Here is a 15,923-nt window from a genome sequence, read left to right as displayed (position 1 = left end):
GGCGGTAACGTGAGCCAGATTCATCCGACCGCGATCGTTCACGCCGGCGCCCGGCTGGGCGAAAACGTCAGCATTGGCCCGTACTCGATCATTGGCGAGCATGTCGAGATCGGCGAGGGAACGAGCGTAGGCCCGCACGTTGTCATTTCGGGGCACACCCGCATCGGGCGCGATAACCGCATCTTCCAGTTCAGTTCGCTGGGCGAGGTTCCGCAGGACAAGAAATACGCGGGCGAACCAACGCGGCTCGAAATCGGTGATCGCAACACGATCCGCGAGTTCTGCACCTTCAACCTCGGCACGGCGCAGGATGCCGGCGTGACCCGCATCGGCGACGACAACTGGGTGATGGCGTACGTGCATATTGCGCACGACTGTCAGGTCGGAAACAAGACGATTTTTGCCAATAACTCGCAGCTCGCCGGGCACGTGCACGTGGACGACTGGGCGATCCTCGGCGGCTATACCGGCGTGCACCAGTTCTGTCGTATCGGTGCGCACTGCATGACGGCGGTCGGCACGGTGGTCCTGCAAGATGTGCCGCCGTACGTGACGGCAGCCGGCAATTCGGCCAGTCCCTTCGGGATCAATTCGGAGGGCCTCAAGCGGCGCGGGTTCACGCCCGAAGCCCTGCTCGCCCTCAAGCGCGCTTATCGCACCCTGTACAAAGCCGGGCTGCGGCTCGAAGAGGCGCGTAGCAAGCTCGAGGAAGAAGTGGGCGCGCATCCCGAAGTGCAGCTGATTCTCGACTTTTTGCAAACGTCCACGCGCGGCATCATCCGATGACACTGGCGGCTCCTCGCATTGCCATCGCCGCCGGCGAGGCATCGGGCGACCTGCTGGCCAGTCACCTCATCGCTGCACTGCGCGTGCGCTTGCCGAATGCCGAGTTCTTCGGCATCGGCGGCCCGAAGATGCTGGGGCAGGGCTTCGACGCCTGGTATCCGCTGGAAAAGCTCTCGGTGCTCGGCTACGCCGAGGCTTTGCGCAACTACCGCGAGATCTCCGGCATTCGCAGCGACTTTCGTCGCCGCTTGCTGGCCTCGCCGCCGGATGTCTTCATCGGCGTCGACGCGCCCGACTTCAATCTCTCGCTCGAAAAAGCCTTGCGCCGGCGCGGCATTGCGACGGTGCATTACGTCAGCCCGTCGATCTGGGCCTGGCGTGGCGAACGCATCCGCAAGATCGGCGAGTCCGTTTCACGCATGCTGGCCTTATTCCCGTTCGAGCCGGCTTTGTACGAGGCGCGCGGCATCCCCGTCAGCTACGTCGGTCATCCGCTGGCCGATGCCTTGCCGCTGGAAGATGAGCGTAGCGCAGCGCGCGACGTCCTCGAGATTGCGCAGGACCGCGCGGTGTTCGCGCTGTTGCCGGGCAGCCGCCAGTCGGAACTGCGCTTCATGGCGGACACCTTCATCCTGACGGCGCGCAAGATTCTTGCCGCGCGTCCGGATGCGCTCTTTCTGGTGCCCTTGGCGACGCGCGAGACGCGTCTGCTTTTCGAAGAAGCCATTTATCGCTGCGAAGCGCGCGACCTGCCGATTCGCATGCTGTTTGGCCACGCGCATGAAGCGATGGCTGCCGCCGACGTCGTCCTCGTCGCCAGCGGTACGGCAACGCTGGAAGCGGCCCTGCTCAAACGGCCGATGGTCATCACCTACCGCATGGCGCCGTTCTCCTATCGTTTGATGAAGGGGAAGGGGTACCTGCCGTATGTGGGTCTGCCGAATGTGTTGGCCGGGCGCTTTGTCGTGCCGGAATTCATTCAGGACGACGCGACGCCGGACAACCTGTCGCAGGCACTGCTCAATCTTTACGAAGACCGCGCCAACGCCGCGCGTCTTGCCGATCTGTTTCACGACATGCACGTGCAACTGCGGCAGAACACCGCCGAGAAAGCGGCCGATGCCGTCATCGATTGCCTGCCGTCGACCTTCCGCTCCCATGTTGCTGTCTCTGCCTGAGGGGCTCGTCTGCGGCGTCGACGAGGCCGGGCGCGGCCCGCTCGCCGGGCCGGTTGTCGCGGCGGCGGTGATCCTCGATCCGCTGCAGCCCATCGAGGGGCTGAACGACTCCAAGAAGCTCACCGCGCGGCGCCGCGAGGCGCTGGCCGAACTCATCCGTAGCCGTGCGCTGGCCTGGGCGGTGGCCGAGGCCAGCGTGGAGGAAATCGACCGCCTCAATATTCTGCAGGCAAGCTTGCTGGCGATGCAGCGTGCCGTCGCCGCCTTGTCGCCGGCGCCGGTACGCGCGCTAATCGACGGCAATCGCTGCCCCGAATTGCCTTGCCCGGCGGAGGCGCTGATCGGTGGCGATGGTTTGTCGGCGCCGATTGCCGCGGCGTCCATCCTCGCCAAGACCGTGCGCGATGCCGGCATGCTCGATCTGCATCGGCGCTATCCAGCCTACGGTTTCGATCGCCACAAAGGCTATCCGACCGTCGCTCACTTCGACGCGCTGCGCGTGCATGGCCCGTGTGACGAGCATCGGCGCAGTTTCGCGCCAGTCGCGCAACGCCTGCTCTGGTAACGCGCGCATGGCAACGCGCCTGATCACGTCTCGCGACAATCCGCGTTTCAAGGCGCTGAAAAAGCTGTGCCAGAGCGGTCGCGAGCGTCGTCGCGAAGGGCTCGTTCTGCTCGATGGCATGCATGTCATCGAGGCGTATCTGGCGCGCGGTGGTCGTCCGGAATCCCTGATCGTCAGCAGTGATGGCGCCTTGCGGGGCGAGATCGCCGCCTTTCTCGCCGGTGCTGGCGCTGCCTTCGACCTCGTTGAATTCAGCGATGGTCTGTTCGGCGAACTGGCGGCGGTGGAAACGCCGAGCGGCATCATGGCGCTGATTCGTCAGCCGCAGCCGAGACATGGACTCGATCAGGAACGCGACGCGGTTCTTCTCGACGGCGTGCAAGACCCCGGCAATGTCGGCTCGATCCTGCGCAGCGCGGCAGCGGCGGGCTTTCGGCAGGTCTTGCTGTCGCCTGATTGCGCGCAGGTCTGGTCGCCGAAAACCGTGCGGGCGGCGATGGGCGCGCATTTTTCGCTCGACCTCTTTGAAGGCAGCGATCTGGTCGGCTTTCTCGGCGCGTATCGTGGACTTTCCGCCGTGACGGCGCCGGCGGTGGCCGATTCGCTCTTTGCCACGGATCTGCGCGGACCGGTTGCCTGGGTCTTTGGCAGTGAAGGTGGTGGCGTGCGCGAGACGACGGCGGCGGCCGCCCGCGTGCATCTGACGATCCCGATGCCCGGCGGCGGCGAGTCGCTCAACGCGGCGGCGGCCGCAGCGATCTGTCTCTTCGAAACCGTGCGGCAACGCGCGCCGCGTTAGCGGCTTTTCCTCTAGCGTTCTTTCTCTGGCCTACGCCGTGCTTCAGAACGGGTGCCGGTGGATGTCGATTTCCTGCATGATCGTCGTCGAGATTTCCTCGATGGATTTGCTGGTGGAATCGAGCCAGCGAATGTTTTCCCGGCGCATCAGCCGTTCGGCGTCGGCCACTTCCTGACGGCAGTTCTCAAGTGCGGCGTAACGGCTATTGGGGCGGCGTTCGCTGCGAATCTGGTGCAGCCGCACCGGCTCGATGGTGAGCCCAAACAGTCGATCCCGGTAGCGTTCAAGGCCTTCGGGCAGGCGGCCTCGCTCGAAATCCTCGGGGATCAGCGGGTAGTTGGCGGCTTTGACGCCAAACTGCATCGCCAGATACAGGCTGGTTGGCGTCTTGCCGCAGCGCGACACGCCGACGAGGATGACGCTCGCTTCGTCCAGCCCGCTCATCGTTACGCCGTCGTCGTGTCCGAGGGCGAAATTGATCGCTTCCAGCCGGTGCTGGTAAGTGTTGCTGTCGGTCTGGCTGTGTGAGCGGCCGATGGTATGCGTCGATTTGACGCCCAGCTCGGCTTCCAGCGGCGCGATGAAGACTTCGAAGAGCGACATGCAGAAGGCGTCCGACTCGCGCAGGATGCCATTCACTGCCGGATCGACCTGTGTCGTGAACACCAAGGGGCGCAGGCCGTCTTCGCGCGCTGCCTGATTAATGCGTTGCGCCGCCTCGCGGGCTTTTTCCGGCGAGTCGACGAAAGGGATGCGAATCTGCCGGAACGGCACGTCCTCGAACTGGGCGAGCAGGCTGTGACCCAGGGTTTCGGCGGTGATGGCCGTGCTGTCGGAGATGTAAAAGGCCGTACGGACGGGGGTGAGGTTCGTCATGACGCAGCTTTCAGGCAGAAAACGAGGCTTCGGGGAATGGGAAGGGCAGGCGGCAGCACGCGCCGGAGGGGCTGGCACCGGCGCGCCGGATGGCGGGGCTTAGCCGCTGTTACGTAGGCCAGCGGCGATGCCGTTGATCGTCAGGTGGATGCCGCGCCGCACTCGCTCATCGGGCAGCTGCTGGCTGTCGCTGGCGCGATGCCGACGCAGTAGCTCGATTTGCAGGTGGTTGAGCGGGTCCATGTAGGGGAAGCGGTTGCGGATCGAGCGGCGTAGCAGCGGATTGTCGGCAAGCAATTCGTCCTGCCCTTCGATCACCAGCAGGTAGCGGCGCGTGCGCTCGAATTCCCCGCGCAGGCGGGCGAACACGGTGTTGCGCAACTGCACGTCGCTGACGAGCTCGGCATAGCGCGAGGCGATGGCGATGTCGGCTTTGGCCAGCACCATGTCCATGTTCGAGAGCAGCGAGCGGAAGAACGGCCAGGCTGCGTACATGCGTTGCAAGGTGGTGAGTCCATCGGGATTTTCTTTGAGCCAGGCCTCGACGGCGCTGCCGAAGCCATACCAGCCGGGCAGCATCAGGCGGCATTGCGCCCAGCTGAATACCCAGGGAATCGCACGCAAATCTTCGATGCGGCTCGATGGCTTGCGCGAGGCCGGGCGGCTGCCGATATTCAGCTCGGAGATTTCCGAGAGAGGAGTCGATTCGCGGAAATAGCGATCAAAGTCCGGCGTTTCGTACACGAGGTCGCGGTAGGCGCGGAAGGCGTGCTGCGAGAGGCTTTCCATGACGCCGCGGAAGGCCGCTGGCTCGGTTTCGCGCTCGCGTTCGAGCAGCGTGGCTTCGAGTGTCGCGGCGGCGAGAATCTCGAGATTGCGCCGTCCCACTTCGGGCGTCGCGTATTTCGAGGCGATGACTTCGCCCTGCTCGGTAATGCGGATCTGCCCCGACACCGCACCATCCGGTTGCGCGAGGATCGCTTCGTAGCTGGGGCCGCCGCCGCGACCGACCGAGCCGCCGCGGCCATGAAAGAGGCGCAGGCGAACGCCGTGGCGGGCGAAGGTCTCGGCCAGTTCGACTTCGGCCTTGTAGAGTTCCCAGCCCGACGTCAGGAAGCCGCCGTCCTTGTTACTGTCCGAATAGCCGAGCATGACTTCCTGTTCGTCACCGCGCGAGGCGATCAGGGCGCGATAGGCGGGCAGCGCAAAGAGCCGGTCCATGACGCTGGCGGCGCGGCGCAGGTCGTCGATGGTTTCGAAGAGCGGGATGATGTTCATCGCCAGAGTCGGCGCCTCGCCGGCCTGCAACAGCCCCGATTCCTTCAGCAGCAGGGCAAGTTCGAGAAGATCGGAGGCGCCGTCGGTCTTGGAGATGATGGCGTTGGGCAGGGCGGCGACCCCGTAACGCTCACGCAAATCGCGGGCGGCGAAGAAAATCGCCAGTTCGCCCGCCGTCTCGGCGGAGAGCACGGCGTCCTCGAGTTGGGGCGAATACAGCGGGCGCCGGCAGGTGATTTCGTCGATGAGCAGGGCGATACGTTCGTCTTCGCGCAGCGCCGAATAGGCGTCGCGCTCGGGCAGGCGACCGGCGCGTGCCAGCAGTTCGGCAACGCAGCGTTCGTGAACGTCGGAGTTCTGGCGCAGGTCGAGCGGCGCCAGATGAAAGCCGAAAACCTGCGCCGCGCGGCGCAGTCGGCGCAGACGACCGTTTGCCAGTAGAGCGGCGCCCTGGACGTGCAGCGAGTGGTCAAGAACGTCGAGATCGCGGGCAAAGTCGCAGGCGTTCGCGTAGGGAGCTGCCTCGCCGACGGCGGCGCGTGCGCTGGCATGCTGGTCGAGCGAGCGAGCCGTTGCCGCCAGTCGTGCGTAAATGCCGGTCAGGGCGCGGCGGTAGGGCTCGTCGGCGCGGTGGGGGGAATGGTCGGGCGAACGGGCGGCCAGTTCGGCGAGTTCTGCCGTCACCGGGGCGAGCAGTTGCGAGAGGGGAAGTTCAGCGCCCAGGGCGTGCGTTTCGCGCAGGTAAAAGTCGAGAACAGCCGACGATTGCAGGCGCAGCGCGGTACGCAGGATATCGGCGGTGACGAAGGGATTGCCGTCGCGGTCGCCGCCGATCCAGCTGCCGACGCGGAAAAACGGCGGCAAGCGCCAGTTTTCGTCGGGAAAGCGGCGGCGCAGCAGGTCTTCCAGATGCCCGTAGAGGCGGGGCAGTTCGGCGAAAAAGGTGTCGTCGTAGTAGCTGATGCCGTTGTTGATTTCGTCGACGACGGCCAGGCGGTCCGGACGCAGCATGCGTGTGCGCCACAAGGTCAGGATGGCGCGGCGCAGGGCGAGATCGCTCTCTTCGTGCTCTTCGGCGGTCAGCTCGATCCGTTCGCGGCGGTCGAGCAGGCGGGCGATTTCATGCTGCGATTGCAGGATGCTCTTGCGACTGACCTCCGTCGGGTGCGCGGTCAGCACCGGCGAGAGGAGGGCGCTGGCGAAAAAGTCATGCAGCCGTGGCAGCGAGACGCCGGCTTCGGCTATCCGGTCGAGGGCGCGCTCGATGCTGCCGTCGCGCGGTGCCGATCCCATCAGCGTATGGGCGCGGCGGCGGCGGATGTGATGCAGGTCTTCAGCGATGTTGGCCAGATGCAGGAAGTAGCTGAAAGCGCGGACGACCGCCAGCATCGTCTCGCGTGGCAATCCGTTGAGCAGTGGCGCGAGTTCGTCACCGGTCGAGCGTTCGCCGCTACCGACGCTGCGCGCGAAGCGCACCGAGGTCTGACGGACTTCCTCGACGATGCGGAAGGCGTCGTCGCCCTCCTGTTCGCGCACCGTGTCACCGAGGAGTCGCCCGAGCAGGCGAATATCCTCGCGCAGAGGCAAATCCTTGTCGGCGGCCGGCGCGGCGTCGGCGGGGCTGGCGGAATGAGGCGGCAGGGACATGGTTCGTGCACTCGCAGCAGTCGGGTAACGCATGGATTATCACCGATTCATGCGGGCGGCGGGCAAGCAGCGGTGGCTTGGCGCCCTCCTGAATGGAGTGTTCTCCGGATGCTCTGGCCCTTGTGCCAGCGTCGCATCGGCTGCTTTCGGCGCTCTGCAGGCAAAGCGCGCCGTGTTTCGAATGTCATTTTGCTGCGCTGCGGCGTAGGCTCCTCTGCCTGCATGGCGGAGGGGAAAAGCACGGCGAAAAATGTTAAGGTTGCGCTTTTTTTGCGGCCGGTCGTTTTCGGCGGCATTTTTTCCGCATCCAACACTCATCAAGGGCGAAAGACGGTGGCGATGAACGAGTATGTGATTAGCTTCGATCAGTTGCGCATGAGCGATGTTGATCGAGTCGGTGGCAAGAACGCTTCGCTGGGCGAAATGATTAGCCAGTTGGCCCATTCGGGCGTGCGTGTGCCGGGCGGCTTCGCGACGACGGCGCAGGCTTACCGCGATTTTCTGGCGCACGAAGGCCTGGCGACGCGTATCGAAGCGGCGCTGGCGAGTCTCGACGTCGACAACGTCAATGCGCTGCTCGACTGTGGAGCGAAAATTCGTCAGTGGATCGTCGATACGCCGTTCCCGCCCGCGCTGGATGCGGCGATTCGCGAACACTACGACGCGCTGGTCGCCGATTCCGGCGAAGGTGTCACCTTTGCCGTCCGCTCCTCGGCGACGGCGGAAGATTTGCCGGACGCCTCGTTCGCCGGCCAGCAAGAGACCTTCCTCAATATCGAAGGTCTCGGCAACATCCTGCATGCGATGAAGGAGGTGTTTGCCTCGCTGTATAACGACCGCGCCATCGCCTACCGCGTGCACAAAGGCTTCGCGCATGCCGACGTCGCCCTGTCGGCGGGTGTGCAGCGCATGGTGCGCTCCGATACCGGCGCCGCCGGCGTCATGTTTACCCTCGATACCGAGTCTGGATTCCGCGACGCGGTGTTCATCACGTCCTCGTATGGTCTTGGCGAAACGATCGTCCAGGGGGCTGTCAATCCCGACGAGTTTTACGTTCACAAGCCGATGCTGGCGGCCGGCAAGCATGCCGTCATCCGTCGCAACCTGGGTTCCAAGTTGATCCAGATGGTATTCACGCCGGAGAAGGTGGCCGGACGTTCGACGCAGACCATTGATGTTCCGGAAGCGGATCGTCACCGTTTCTCGATCAGCGACGCTGAAGTCGAAGAGTTGGCCCGCTACGCTGTGATCATCGAGAAGCACTACGACCGTCCGATGGATATCGAGTGGGGCAAGGACGGTCGCGATGGCCGCATCTACGTCCTGCAAGCGCGTCCCGAAACGGTGAAGTCGCGCGAAGGCCACGGCCGCCTGCAGAAATTCCGCCTCAACAGCTACTCGAAGGTGCTCTCTTCCGGGCGTGCCATCGGCCAGAAGATCGGTGTCGGGCAAGTCCGCGTCGTGCACGATCCGCGTGAGATGGACAAGGTTCAGCCCGGTGATGTGCTCGTCGCCGACATGACCGACCCGAACTGGGAGCCGGTGATGAAGCGCGCCTCGGCGATCGTCACCAACCGCGGTGGCCGTACGTGTCACGCGGCGATCATCGCCCGCGAACTGGGAATTCCCGCCATCGTCGGCTGTGGTGACGCGACGGCGACCCTGGCCGAGGGCGATCTCGTGACCGTCTCCTGCGCCGAAGGCGATACCGGCCACGTCTATCGCGGCCGCCTCGACTTCGAGGTGATCTCGCGCGACCTGTCGGCCATGCCCGATGTGCCGGTCAAGATCATGATGAACGTTGGCAATCCGGAACTCGCCTTCGAGTTTTCGCAGCTGCCGAACGCGGGCGTCGGTCTCGCCCGTCTCGAATTCATCATCAACAACGTCATCGGCATCCACCCGAAGGCGATTCTCGACATCAACCGCCTGCCGGCCTCGCGCCGCGAGGAAATCGAGCGTCGCGCACGTGGCTACGCCGATGCGCGCACCTTCTTCATAGAGAAGCTGACGGAAGGGGTGTCGACCATTGCCGCTGCCTTCTGGCCGAAGCCGGTGATCGTCCGTCTTTCCGACTTCAAGTCGAATGAATACCGCAAGTTGCTCGGCGGCGACGTCTACGAGCCGGAAGAAGAAAACCCCATGCTCGGCTTCCGTGGCGCCTCGCGCTACATCGCCACGAGCTTCCGCGACTGCTTCGAGCTGGAATGTCTGGCGATGAAGAAGGTGCGCGAGGAAATGGGCTTCACCAACGTCCAGCTGATGGTGCCGTTCGTGCGTACCGTCGACGAGGCGGCGGCCGTTGGCAAGCTGCTCGCCGAACACGGTCTGAAGCGCGGTGAAAACGATCTCAAGCTGATCATGATGTGCGAGATTCCTTCCAACGCGCTGCTTGCCGACCAGTTCCTTGAGCACTTCGACGGCTTCTCCATCGGCTCGAACGACCTGACGCAGCTGACCCTCGGTCTGGACCGCGACTCTGGCCTCGTCGCCTCTCTGTTCGACGAGCGCGACCCGGCGGTGAAGACCTTGCTGGCGATGGCGATTTCCGCCTGCAACCGGCAGGGCAAGTACATCGGGATTTGCGGCCAAGGCCCGTCGGATCACCCCGATCTGGCGGAATGGCTGATGGATCAGGGGATCAGCAGCATTTCCCTGAATCCGGATACCGTCGTCGATACCTGGATACGACTGGCAGCACACTCCGCGTAAAGACAAAGGGCGCCGCAAGGCGCCCTTTCTTTATGAGTCGCCGCGTGTGGCGAGCGCGCCCTGAGTCCTGTTACGACGGCTCGTGGAAGGTCGGCAGGCGGATACGAAAGTGAATCGCCGCTGCGCGCAGGACGAGAATGACCGCCATGGCGATCCAGGCGGCTGTCGTGCCATCCACTCCAATCGCCTGCAAGCCGATCAGCGTAAGCGCGCCAACCCAAGCCACGCTGGCGTAAAGCTCGCCCGGCAGGAAAATCAGCGGCACCTGATTGCAGAATACGTCGCGCAAGACGCCACCGAACACGCCGGTAATCACGCCCATGATGCTGGCGACGAGCCAGGGCGCGTGCCACAGCAGCGCCGCCTGCGCGCCGACGACCGAAAACAGAGCCAAGCCGATGGCGTCGGGGTAGAGGAACTGTTCCGGCGAGATCTTGCGCCGCCGCGCCCAAAAGAAAGTCAGGATGGCGATGCCAATCGCCGTCGCCAGATAGGTCTGATCGGCAACCCAGAAGACCTCGCGGTTGAGGATGACATCGCGCAAGGTGCCGCCGCCGATGGCCGTCGCCGTGGCGACGGTGACAGCGCCGACGAGATCCATCCGCTTGCGTTCCGATTCCAGTACGCCGGTGATGGCATTGACGGCCACCGCGGCGATGCCGGCCCAGTAGAGCAGTGCCTCCATCAGGCCTTGATGCGCATCAGGCGCTGTTTTTCGCGTTGCCAGTCGCGATCCTTCTCGGCATCGCGCTTGTCGTGCAGCTTCTTGCCGCGCGCCAGACCGATCTCGGCCTTGATGCGGCCACGCGTGAAATGCAGGTCGATTGGCAGCAGCGTATAGCCAGCGCGCTCGACCTTGCCGATCAGCTTGTCGATTTCCTTGGCGTGCAGCAGCAGCTTGCGCGTGCGGATCGGGTCGGGGGAGACGTGCGTCGAGGCCGTCGTCAGTGCGGCGATGTGCATGCCGAAGATGAACATCTCGCCATCGCGGATGACGACGTAGGATTCCTTGATGTTGGCCCGACCGGCACGGATGGCCTTCACTTCCCATCCGGCGAGGACGAGACCGGCCTCGAACCTCTCTTCGATGAAGTAGTCGTGGAAGGCTTTCTTGTTGGCGATGATGCTCATCGGGGGCGGACCTTCGCGGGGCTTTTGCGCTAGAATCCGCGATTCTACAGGATTCCCTTGATTCTCCGGAGGCGCGGCGGCAGATGGCGTTGGTTGAAAAATCCGTCCTTATCGAGCGTTCGGCACAGCAGATGTTCGATCTGGTCGACGGCGTCGAGCATTACCCGGCGTTCCTGCCGTGGTGCAGTCGCACCGAGTTGAAGCGTCGCGATGAGACGAAAACCGTCGCTACGCTGCACATCAATTACCTGAGCGTGAAGTCGCACTTCACCACCGAGAACGACAAGGAAATCCCGCTCTGGATGAACATCAAGCTGGTCGATGGCCCTTTTCGTCGCCTCGAAGGCATGTGGCGCTTCAAGGCGCTTGGCGACGATGCGTGCAAGGTCGAGTTTCAGCTCGCCTACGAGTTTTCCAGCAAGATGTTCGAGAAAGTCATCGGTCCGGTGTTTAGCCAGATCATCAATACCTTCGTCGATGCCTTCGTCAGGCGCGCCGAAGTTGTGTATGGAAGTGGGAATGTCGGCAACCATTCGCGTTGAAGTGATCTACGCCTGCGCGCAGCGGCATGACTCCGTCGTGCTCGATTTGCCCGAAGGCACGCTGTTGCGGCAGGCCATCGAGGAATCGGGTCTGCTCGCCAAGTACCCGGAAATCGATCTTGCCAAAAACAAGGTAGGGATTTTTGCCAAACTCTCCCGTCCGGAGACCGTGTTGCGCGACCGCGATCGTGTCGAGATCTATCGCCCGCTCATCGCTGACCCGAAGGAAATGCGCAAGCAGCGGGCGGCAGAAGGCAAGGTCATGAAAAAAGGCGTTGGCGAGATCGCCTGAGCGAGTTGGCGCCGGGCCGTTCGGCGCCGTGTCCCCTTCGTCTCGTTTGGATGGTCATTCAACGGCAAGAAAGCTTGCTGTATAATGCGTTTTTGTGACCTCGGATCAAAGCCCATGCGTTTAATCCAGAAGGCGCTGACGTTCGACGACGTACTGCTCGTCCCCGCCCATTCCGCAATCCTCCCCCGCGACGTCAGCCTCAGAACCCGCTTCACGCGCAATATTTCCCTCGATTTGCCGCTGGTGTCGGCAGCGATGGATACCGTTACTGAATCCCGTCTGGCCATCGCGCTGGCGCAGGAAGGCGGTATCGGCATCGTGCATAAAAACCTGCGGCCGAAGGTGCAGGCTGCCGAGGTTTCCAAGGTCAAGCGTTTCGAGTCTGGCGTTCTGAAAGACCCGATCACCGTGCCGCCGACCATGACGGTGCGCGAAGTGCTCGAGTTGACCCACCAGCACAAGATTTCCGGCGTTCCGGTCGTCGATGGCAAGCGTGTCGTCGGTATCGTGACCAACCGCGACCTGCGTTTCGAAACCAACCTCGATCAGCCGGTCGCCAACATCATGACGCCGCGCGAGCGTCTCGTGACGGTGAAAGAAGGCGCGTCGGTGGCCGAAGGCCAGGCGCTCATTCACAAGCACCGTCTTGAGCGTGTGCTCGTGGTTAACGACGACTTCGATCTGCGCGGCCTGATCACCGTCAAGGACATTCTCAAGTCGACGGAACACCCGAACGCCAGTAAGGATGCCTCCGGTCGTCTGCGCGTCGGCGCTGCAATCGGTGTGGGTGCCGGCACGGAAGAGCGCGCCGAATTGCTCGCCGAAGCCGGCGTGGATGTGCTGGTGGTCGATACGGCACACGGCCATTCGCAGGGCGTCCTCGACCGCGTGCGTTGGGTCAAAACGAATTTCCCGCACGTCGAAGTGGTGGGTGGCAACATCGCCACGGCGGATGCGGCACGTGCGCTGCTCGATCACGGCGCCGACGGCGTCAAGGTCGGCATCGGCCCGGGGTCGATCTGTACGACGCGTATTGTTGCTGGCGTCGGTGTGCCGCAGATCACGGCGATTCAAAACGTTGCCGACGCGCTGCGCGGTACGGGCGTGCCGATGATCGCCGACGGCGGTGTGCGTTACTCCGGCGATATTTCGAAGGCCATTGCGGCCGGTGCCGACGCGGTGATGCTGGGTGGTTTGTTCGCCGGCACCGAAGAAGCGCCGGGCGAGGTCGAGCTCTTTCAGGGGCGTTCGTACAAATCTTATCGCGGCATGGGTTCGATTGGCGCCATGGCGGCGGGCGCGGCGGATCGCTACTTCCAGGAGACGACGGCGAACGTCGACAAGCTGGTGCCGGAAGGTATCGAAGGCCGAGTTCCCTACAAGGGCTCGGTGCTGGCCGTGGTGCATCAGCTGATGGGTGGTCTGCGCTCATCGATGGGCTACCTCGGTTGCGCGACGATTGCGCAGATGCACGAGCAGGCGGCCTTTGTCGAGATTACGGCCGCAGGCGTGCGTGAGTCGCATGTGCATGACGTGCAGATCACCAAGGAAGCACCGAACTATCACGTCGAGTAATCGACACGCGTCTTGGCAGGGCGGCCTCGTGGCCGCCCTTTGTTCTTCCGGGCCTCTTGCCTGTCGTTTTCTGCCGGTCGGTCACGCATGCGTTCGACCGGTTTTGCTTGTCTTGCCCACCCTTCGAGTCTCCCATGGCCCACAAGAAGATTCTAATCCTCGATTTCGGTTCTCAGGTTACCCAGCTGATCGCGCGCCGGGTTCGCGAGCAGCAGGTGTATTGCGAACTGCATCCCTTCGACGTCAGTGACGATTTCGTCCGCGCCTTTGGCGCCAGCGGCGTGATCCTTTCCGGTGGCCCGAATTCGGTCTACGAGGCTGAGGATTGGCGGGCACCGCAGGCGGTGTTCGAGTTGGGCGTGCCGGTGCTCGGCATCTGCTACGGCATGCAGACGATGGCGGCGCAGTTGGGGGGCAAGGTCGAAGGCTCGGCGAAACGCGAATTCGGTTACGCGACACTTGTACCTGCGACCGACACCAAGCTCTTCCGCGATCTCGCCGATACGGTCGATGCCGCTGGCCAGCCGCAGCTGGAAGTGTGGATGAGCCACGGCGACAAGGTGGTCGAGTTGCCGCCGGGATTTCGCGTCATCGGTGGCAACGCCTCTACGCCCATCGCGGCGATGGCCGATGAGGCGCGCGGTTTCTACGCCGTGCAGTTCCACCCGGAAGTGACGCACACGATCAAGGGGCGCGACATGTTCGCCCGTTTCGTGCATGACATTTGCGGCTGTGGCAACGACTGGACGATGCCCGGCTACATTGACGAGGCCGTTGCCCGCATTCGCGAACAGGTGGGCAGCGACGAGGTGATCCTTGGTCTTTCCGGCGGTGTCGATTCGTCGGTGGCCGCCGCGCTGATCCACCGCGCCATCGGCGACCAGCTCACCTGCGTTTTCGTCGATAACGGCCTGCTGCGCCTGAACGAAGCCGAGCAGGTGATGGAGACGTTTGCGCGCAATCTGGGCGTGCGCGTCATCCACGTCGACGCGACGGCGCAGTTCATGGGGCATCTCCAGGGCGTTGCCGACCCGGAGGCGAAGCGCAAGATCATCGGTCGGGAGTTCGTCGAGGTTTTCCAGGCCGAGGCGCAGAAACTGCCGGCGGCGCGCTGGCTGGCGCAGGGCACGATCTACCCCGATGTGATCGAATCGGCGGGTGGCAAGACCAAGAAGGCGCACACGATCAAGAGCCACCACAACGTCGGTGGCCTGCCGGAAACCCTGAAGCTGTCGCTCCTCGAGCCGCTGCGCGAGCTGTTCAAGGACGAAGTGCGCGAGTTGGGCGTCGCGCTTGGTCTGCCGCGCGAGATGGTCTATCGCCATCCGTTCCCTGGTCCGGGCCTCGGTGTGCGCATTCTCGGCGAGGTAAAGAAGGAGTTCGCCGATCTGCTGCGCCGCGCGGACGCCATCTTCATTGACGAACTGCGTGCCGCCGACTGGTACGACAAGACGAGTCAGGCCTTCGCCGTCTTCCTCCCGGTGAAAAGCGTTGGCGTCATGGGCGATGGCCGTACCTACGAATACGTTGTCGCTCTGCGGGCCGTCGAAACTCAGGATTTCATGACCGCGCGCTGGGCTGAGCTGCCGCACAGCCTGCTCGGCAAGGTCGCCAACCGGATCATCAACGAAGTGCGTGGCATCAACCGGGTTGTGTACGACATTTCGGGCAAGCCGCCGGCAACGATCGAGTGGGAATAAGCCCCGTCCCTTTCTTCGCTTGACGCATGTCCAGCCAGCATCCGCCACACGCGGCGTTTTTCCTCGCGCTACTTCTCATCTCCTTGCCGGCGCTGGCGGACCCTTCGCGGCCCGGCGGTGGCGAGGAGATTGGCGACGCGGATTGGGCTTTCAAACTCACGCCGTCGTGGTATTCGACGACGCATCAGGCGGCGGCGACCGACGTCAACGTGCGTGCCACGAACGGCGCCCATGCGTTCTGGTTGGGGCACTACCGTCAGGGCGGCTCGGCTGACGGCGACAGTGGCTTTGAGCAAACACGAACAGGCTACGAGTACACCCTCGTCGGCGCGGCGGGAAAGCTTGTGCCGTCGCTGCAGGTGGCCAGCCATGGTTTCGTCGGCGGCTCGGTAAACGCGGAGATCGGCACGCAGGTTTTTGCGCTGCTGGGCTTCGGGCGGACCAACACGCGCGCCTACTACAACCTCAATTTCGATCCCAACGATTCCGTCGTCTATGGCTTCGGCACGCGTCTTGTACCCGCTTCGACGATCTCCCTGTACGCCGTGCGCGACGACCGTCTCGATACCGGACAAGTGGTGACGCACGCCGTCTGGCGTTACCAGGTCAGCGACCTCCAGCGTCTGACTGTCGATGTATCGGACAAGCATGGACGTCCGTCCCCTGATGAGGCAAGCGTGGCGGGGCGTGGCGTCTCGCTTACCTACGACTATGCGTCGGTCTTCGTCCGTCTGGCGCACGAACAGAAGGTGAATTTTTCAGGCGAGGATCAGACGCGCGTTACCGTCGGTCTGCGCTTCTAGGCGGCTTGCCTGACAAAACGGACTTCCCTGCCGTGGAGC

Annotated in this window: 14 protein-coding genes; 10 read left to right on the top strand and 4 right to left on the bottom strand. The window is 63.6% G+C overall.

Features of this window, described 5'->3' with window-relative positions; genetic code table 11:
- The first annotated feature begins 9 nt into the window (after nt 1-9).
- Genes lpxA through GHK24_RS01195 form a run of 4 tightly spaced genes read left to right on the top strand, consistent with a single transcriptional unit; the run spans nt 10 to nt 3,328 of the window.
- Complete coding sequence (gene lpxA, locus GHK24_RS01210) at nt 10-786, top strand: acyl-ACP--UDP-N-acetylglucosamine O-acyltransferase (RefSeq protein ID WP_167680640.1); 777 nt, start codon at nt 10-12, stop codon at nt 784-786.
- Nucleotides 783-1,964, top strand: a complete 1,182-nt coding sequence (lpxB, locus tag GHK24_RS01205) for a lipid-A-disaccharide synthase (RefSeq protein ID WP_153467725.1) — start codon at nt 783-785, stop codon at nt 1,962-1,964. The genes lpxA and lpxB overlap by 4 nt, the downstream gene beginning before the upstream one ends.
- A complete protein-coding gene (gene rnhB, locus GHK24_RS01200) occupies nt 1,945-2,529 on the top strand; it encodes a ribonuclease HII (protein WP_153467722.1) in 585 nt (194 codons plus the stop codon). The genes lpxB and rnhB overlap by 20 nt, the downstream gene beginning before the upstream one ends.
- Nucleotides 2,530-2,536: 7 nt before the next feature.
- Nucleotides 2,537-3,328 carry a TrmH family RNA methyltransferase gene (locus tag GHK24_RS01195; protein WP_153467718.1) on the top strand — a complete coding sequence of 264 codons (792 nt, stop codon included), beginning with the start codon at nt 2,537-2,539 and terminating at the stop codon, nt 3,326-3,328.
- Nucleotides 3,329-3,370: 42 nt separating this feature from the next.
- Here the strand turns inward: GHK24_RS01195 and ppsR are convergent, their stop codons facing one another.
- Both ppsR and ppc read right to left on the bottom strand, forming a co-directional pair.
- Nucleotides 3,371-4,204, bottom strand: a complete 834-nt coding sequence (ppsR, locus tag GHK24_RS01190; protein WP_153467716.1) for a posphoenolpyruvate synthetase regulatory kinase/phosphorylase PpsR — start codon at nt 4,202-4,204, stop codon at nt 3,371-3,373.
- Nucleotides 4,205-4,303: 99 nt separating this feature from the next.
- On the bottom strand, nt 4,304-7,129 hold the full coding sequence (gene ppc, locus GHK24_RS01185; protein ID WP_153467713.1) for a phosphoenolpyruvate carboxylase: 2,826 nt from the start codon (nt 7,127-7,129) through the stop codon (nt 4,304-4,306).
- 339 nt (nt 7,130-7,468) lie between these two features.
- Between ppc and ppsA the strand changes: the two genes are divergently transcribed.
- On the top strand, nt 7,469-9,841 hold the full coding sequence (gene ppsA / locus GHK24_RS01180; RefSeq protein WP_153467710.1) for a phosphoenolpyruvate synthase: 2,373 nt from the start codon (nt 7,469-7,471) through the stop codon (nt 9,839-9,841).
- A gap of 70 nt (nt 9,842-9,911) precedes the next feature.
- Here ppsA and GHK24_RS01175 read toward each other — a convergent pair whose 3' ends face one another.
- Both GHK24_RS01175 and smpB read right to left on the bottom strand, forming a co-directional pair.
- The gene (locus tag GHK24_RS01175) at nt 9,912-10,526 is read right to left on the bottom strand and encodes a trimeric intracellular cation channel family protein (RefSeq protein ID WP_153467707.1); all 615 of its coding nucleotides are present in this window, start codon (nt 10,524-10,526) and stop codon (nt 9,912-9,914) included.
- Nucleotides 10,526-10,972 carry an SsrA-binding protein SmpB gene (gene smpB / locus GHK24_RS01170; RefSeq protein ID WP_153467704.1) on the bottom strand — a complete coding sequence of 149 codons (447 nt, stop codon included), beginning with the start codon at nt 10,970-10,972 and terminating at the stop codon, nt 10,526-10,528. Before smpB ends, GHK24_RS01175 begins: the two co-directional genes overlap by 1 nt.
- Before the next feature lie 83 nt (nt 10,973-11,055).
- Here smpB and GHK24_RS01165 point away from each other — a divergent pair, with 83 nt between their 5' ends.
- From GHK24_RS01165 to GHK24_RS01145, 5 genes are all read left to right on the top strand, one after another.
- On the top strand, nt 11,056-11,514 hold the full coding sequence (locus tag GHK24_RS01165; RefSeq protein ID WP_153467701.1) for a type II toxin-antitoxin system RatA family toxin: 459 nt from the start codon (nt 11,056-11,058) through the stop codon (nt 11,512-11,514).
- Entirely contained in the window at nt 11,492-11,806 is a 315-nt protein-coding gene (locus GHK24_RS01160; protein ID WP_153467698.1) for an RnfH family protein, read from the top strand. The genes GHK24_RS01165 and GHK24_RS01160 overlap by 23 nt, the downstream gene beginning before the upstream one ends.
- 114 nt (nt 11,807-11,920) lie before the next feature.
- Nucleotides 11,921-13,381 carry an IMP dehydrogenase gene (gene guaB / locus GHK24_RS01155; RefSeq protein ID WP_153467695.1) on the top strand — a complete coding sequence of 487 codons (1,461 nt, stop codon included), beginning with the start codon at nt 11,921-11,923 and terminating at the stop codon, nt 13,379-13,381.
- A gap of 134 nt (nt 13,382-13,515) precedes the next feature.
- Nucleotides 13,516-15,081: a glutamine-hydrolyzing GMP synthase gene (guaA, locus tag GHK24_RS01150; RefSeq protein ID WP_153467692.1), complete on the top strand. Its 1,566-nt coding sequence runs from the start codon at nt 13,516-13,518 to the stop codon at nt 15,079-15,081.
- 26 nt (nt 15,082-15,107) lie between these two features.
- Nucleotides 15,108-15,884 (top strand): hypothetical protein, encoded by a 777-nt coding sequence (locus GHK24_RS01145; RefSeq protein ID WP_153467689.1) that lies wholly within the window; start codon nt 15,108-15,110, stop codon nt 15,882-15,884.
- The last annotated feature ends 39 nt before the right edge of the window (nt 15,885-15,923 follow it).

This window comes from Rhodocyclus gracilis (genome assembly GCF_009617575.1).
Classification (GTDB): Bacteria; Pseudomonadota; Gammaproteobacteria; order Burkholderiales; family Rhodocyclaceae; genus Rhodocyclus; species Rhodocyclus gracilis.
This window is presented reverse-complemented; position numbering and strand designations above follow the sequence as displayed.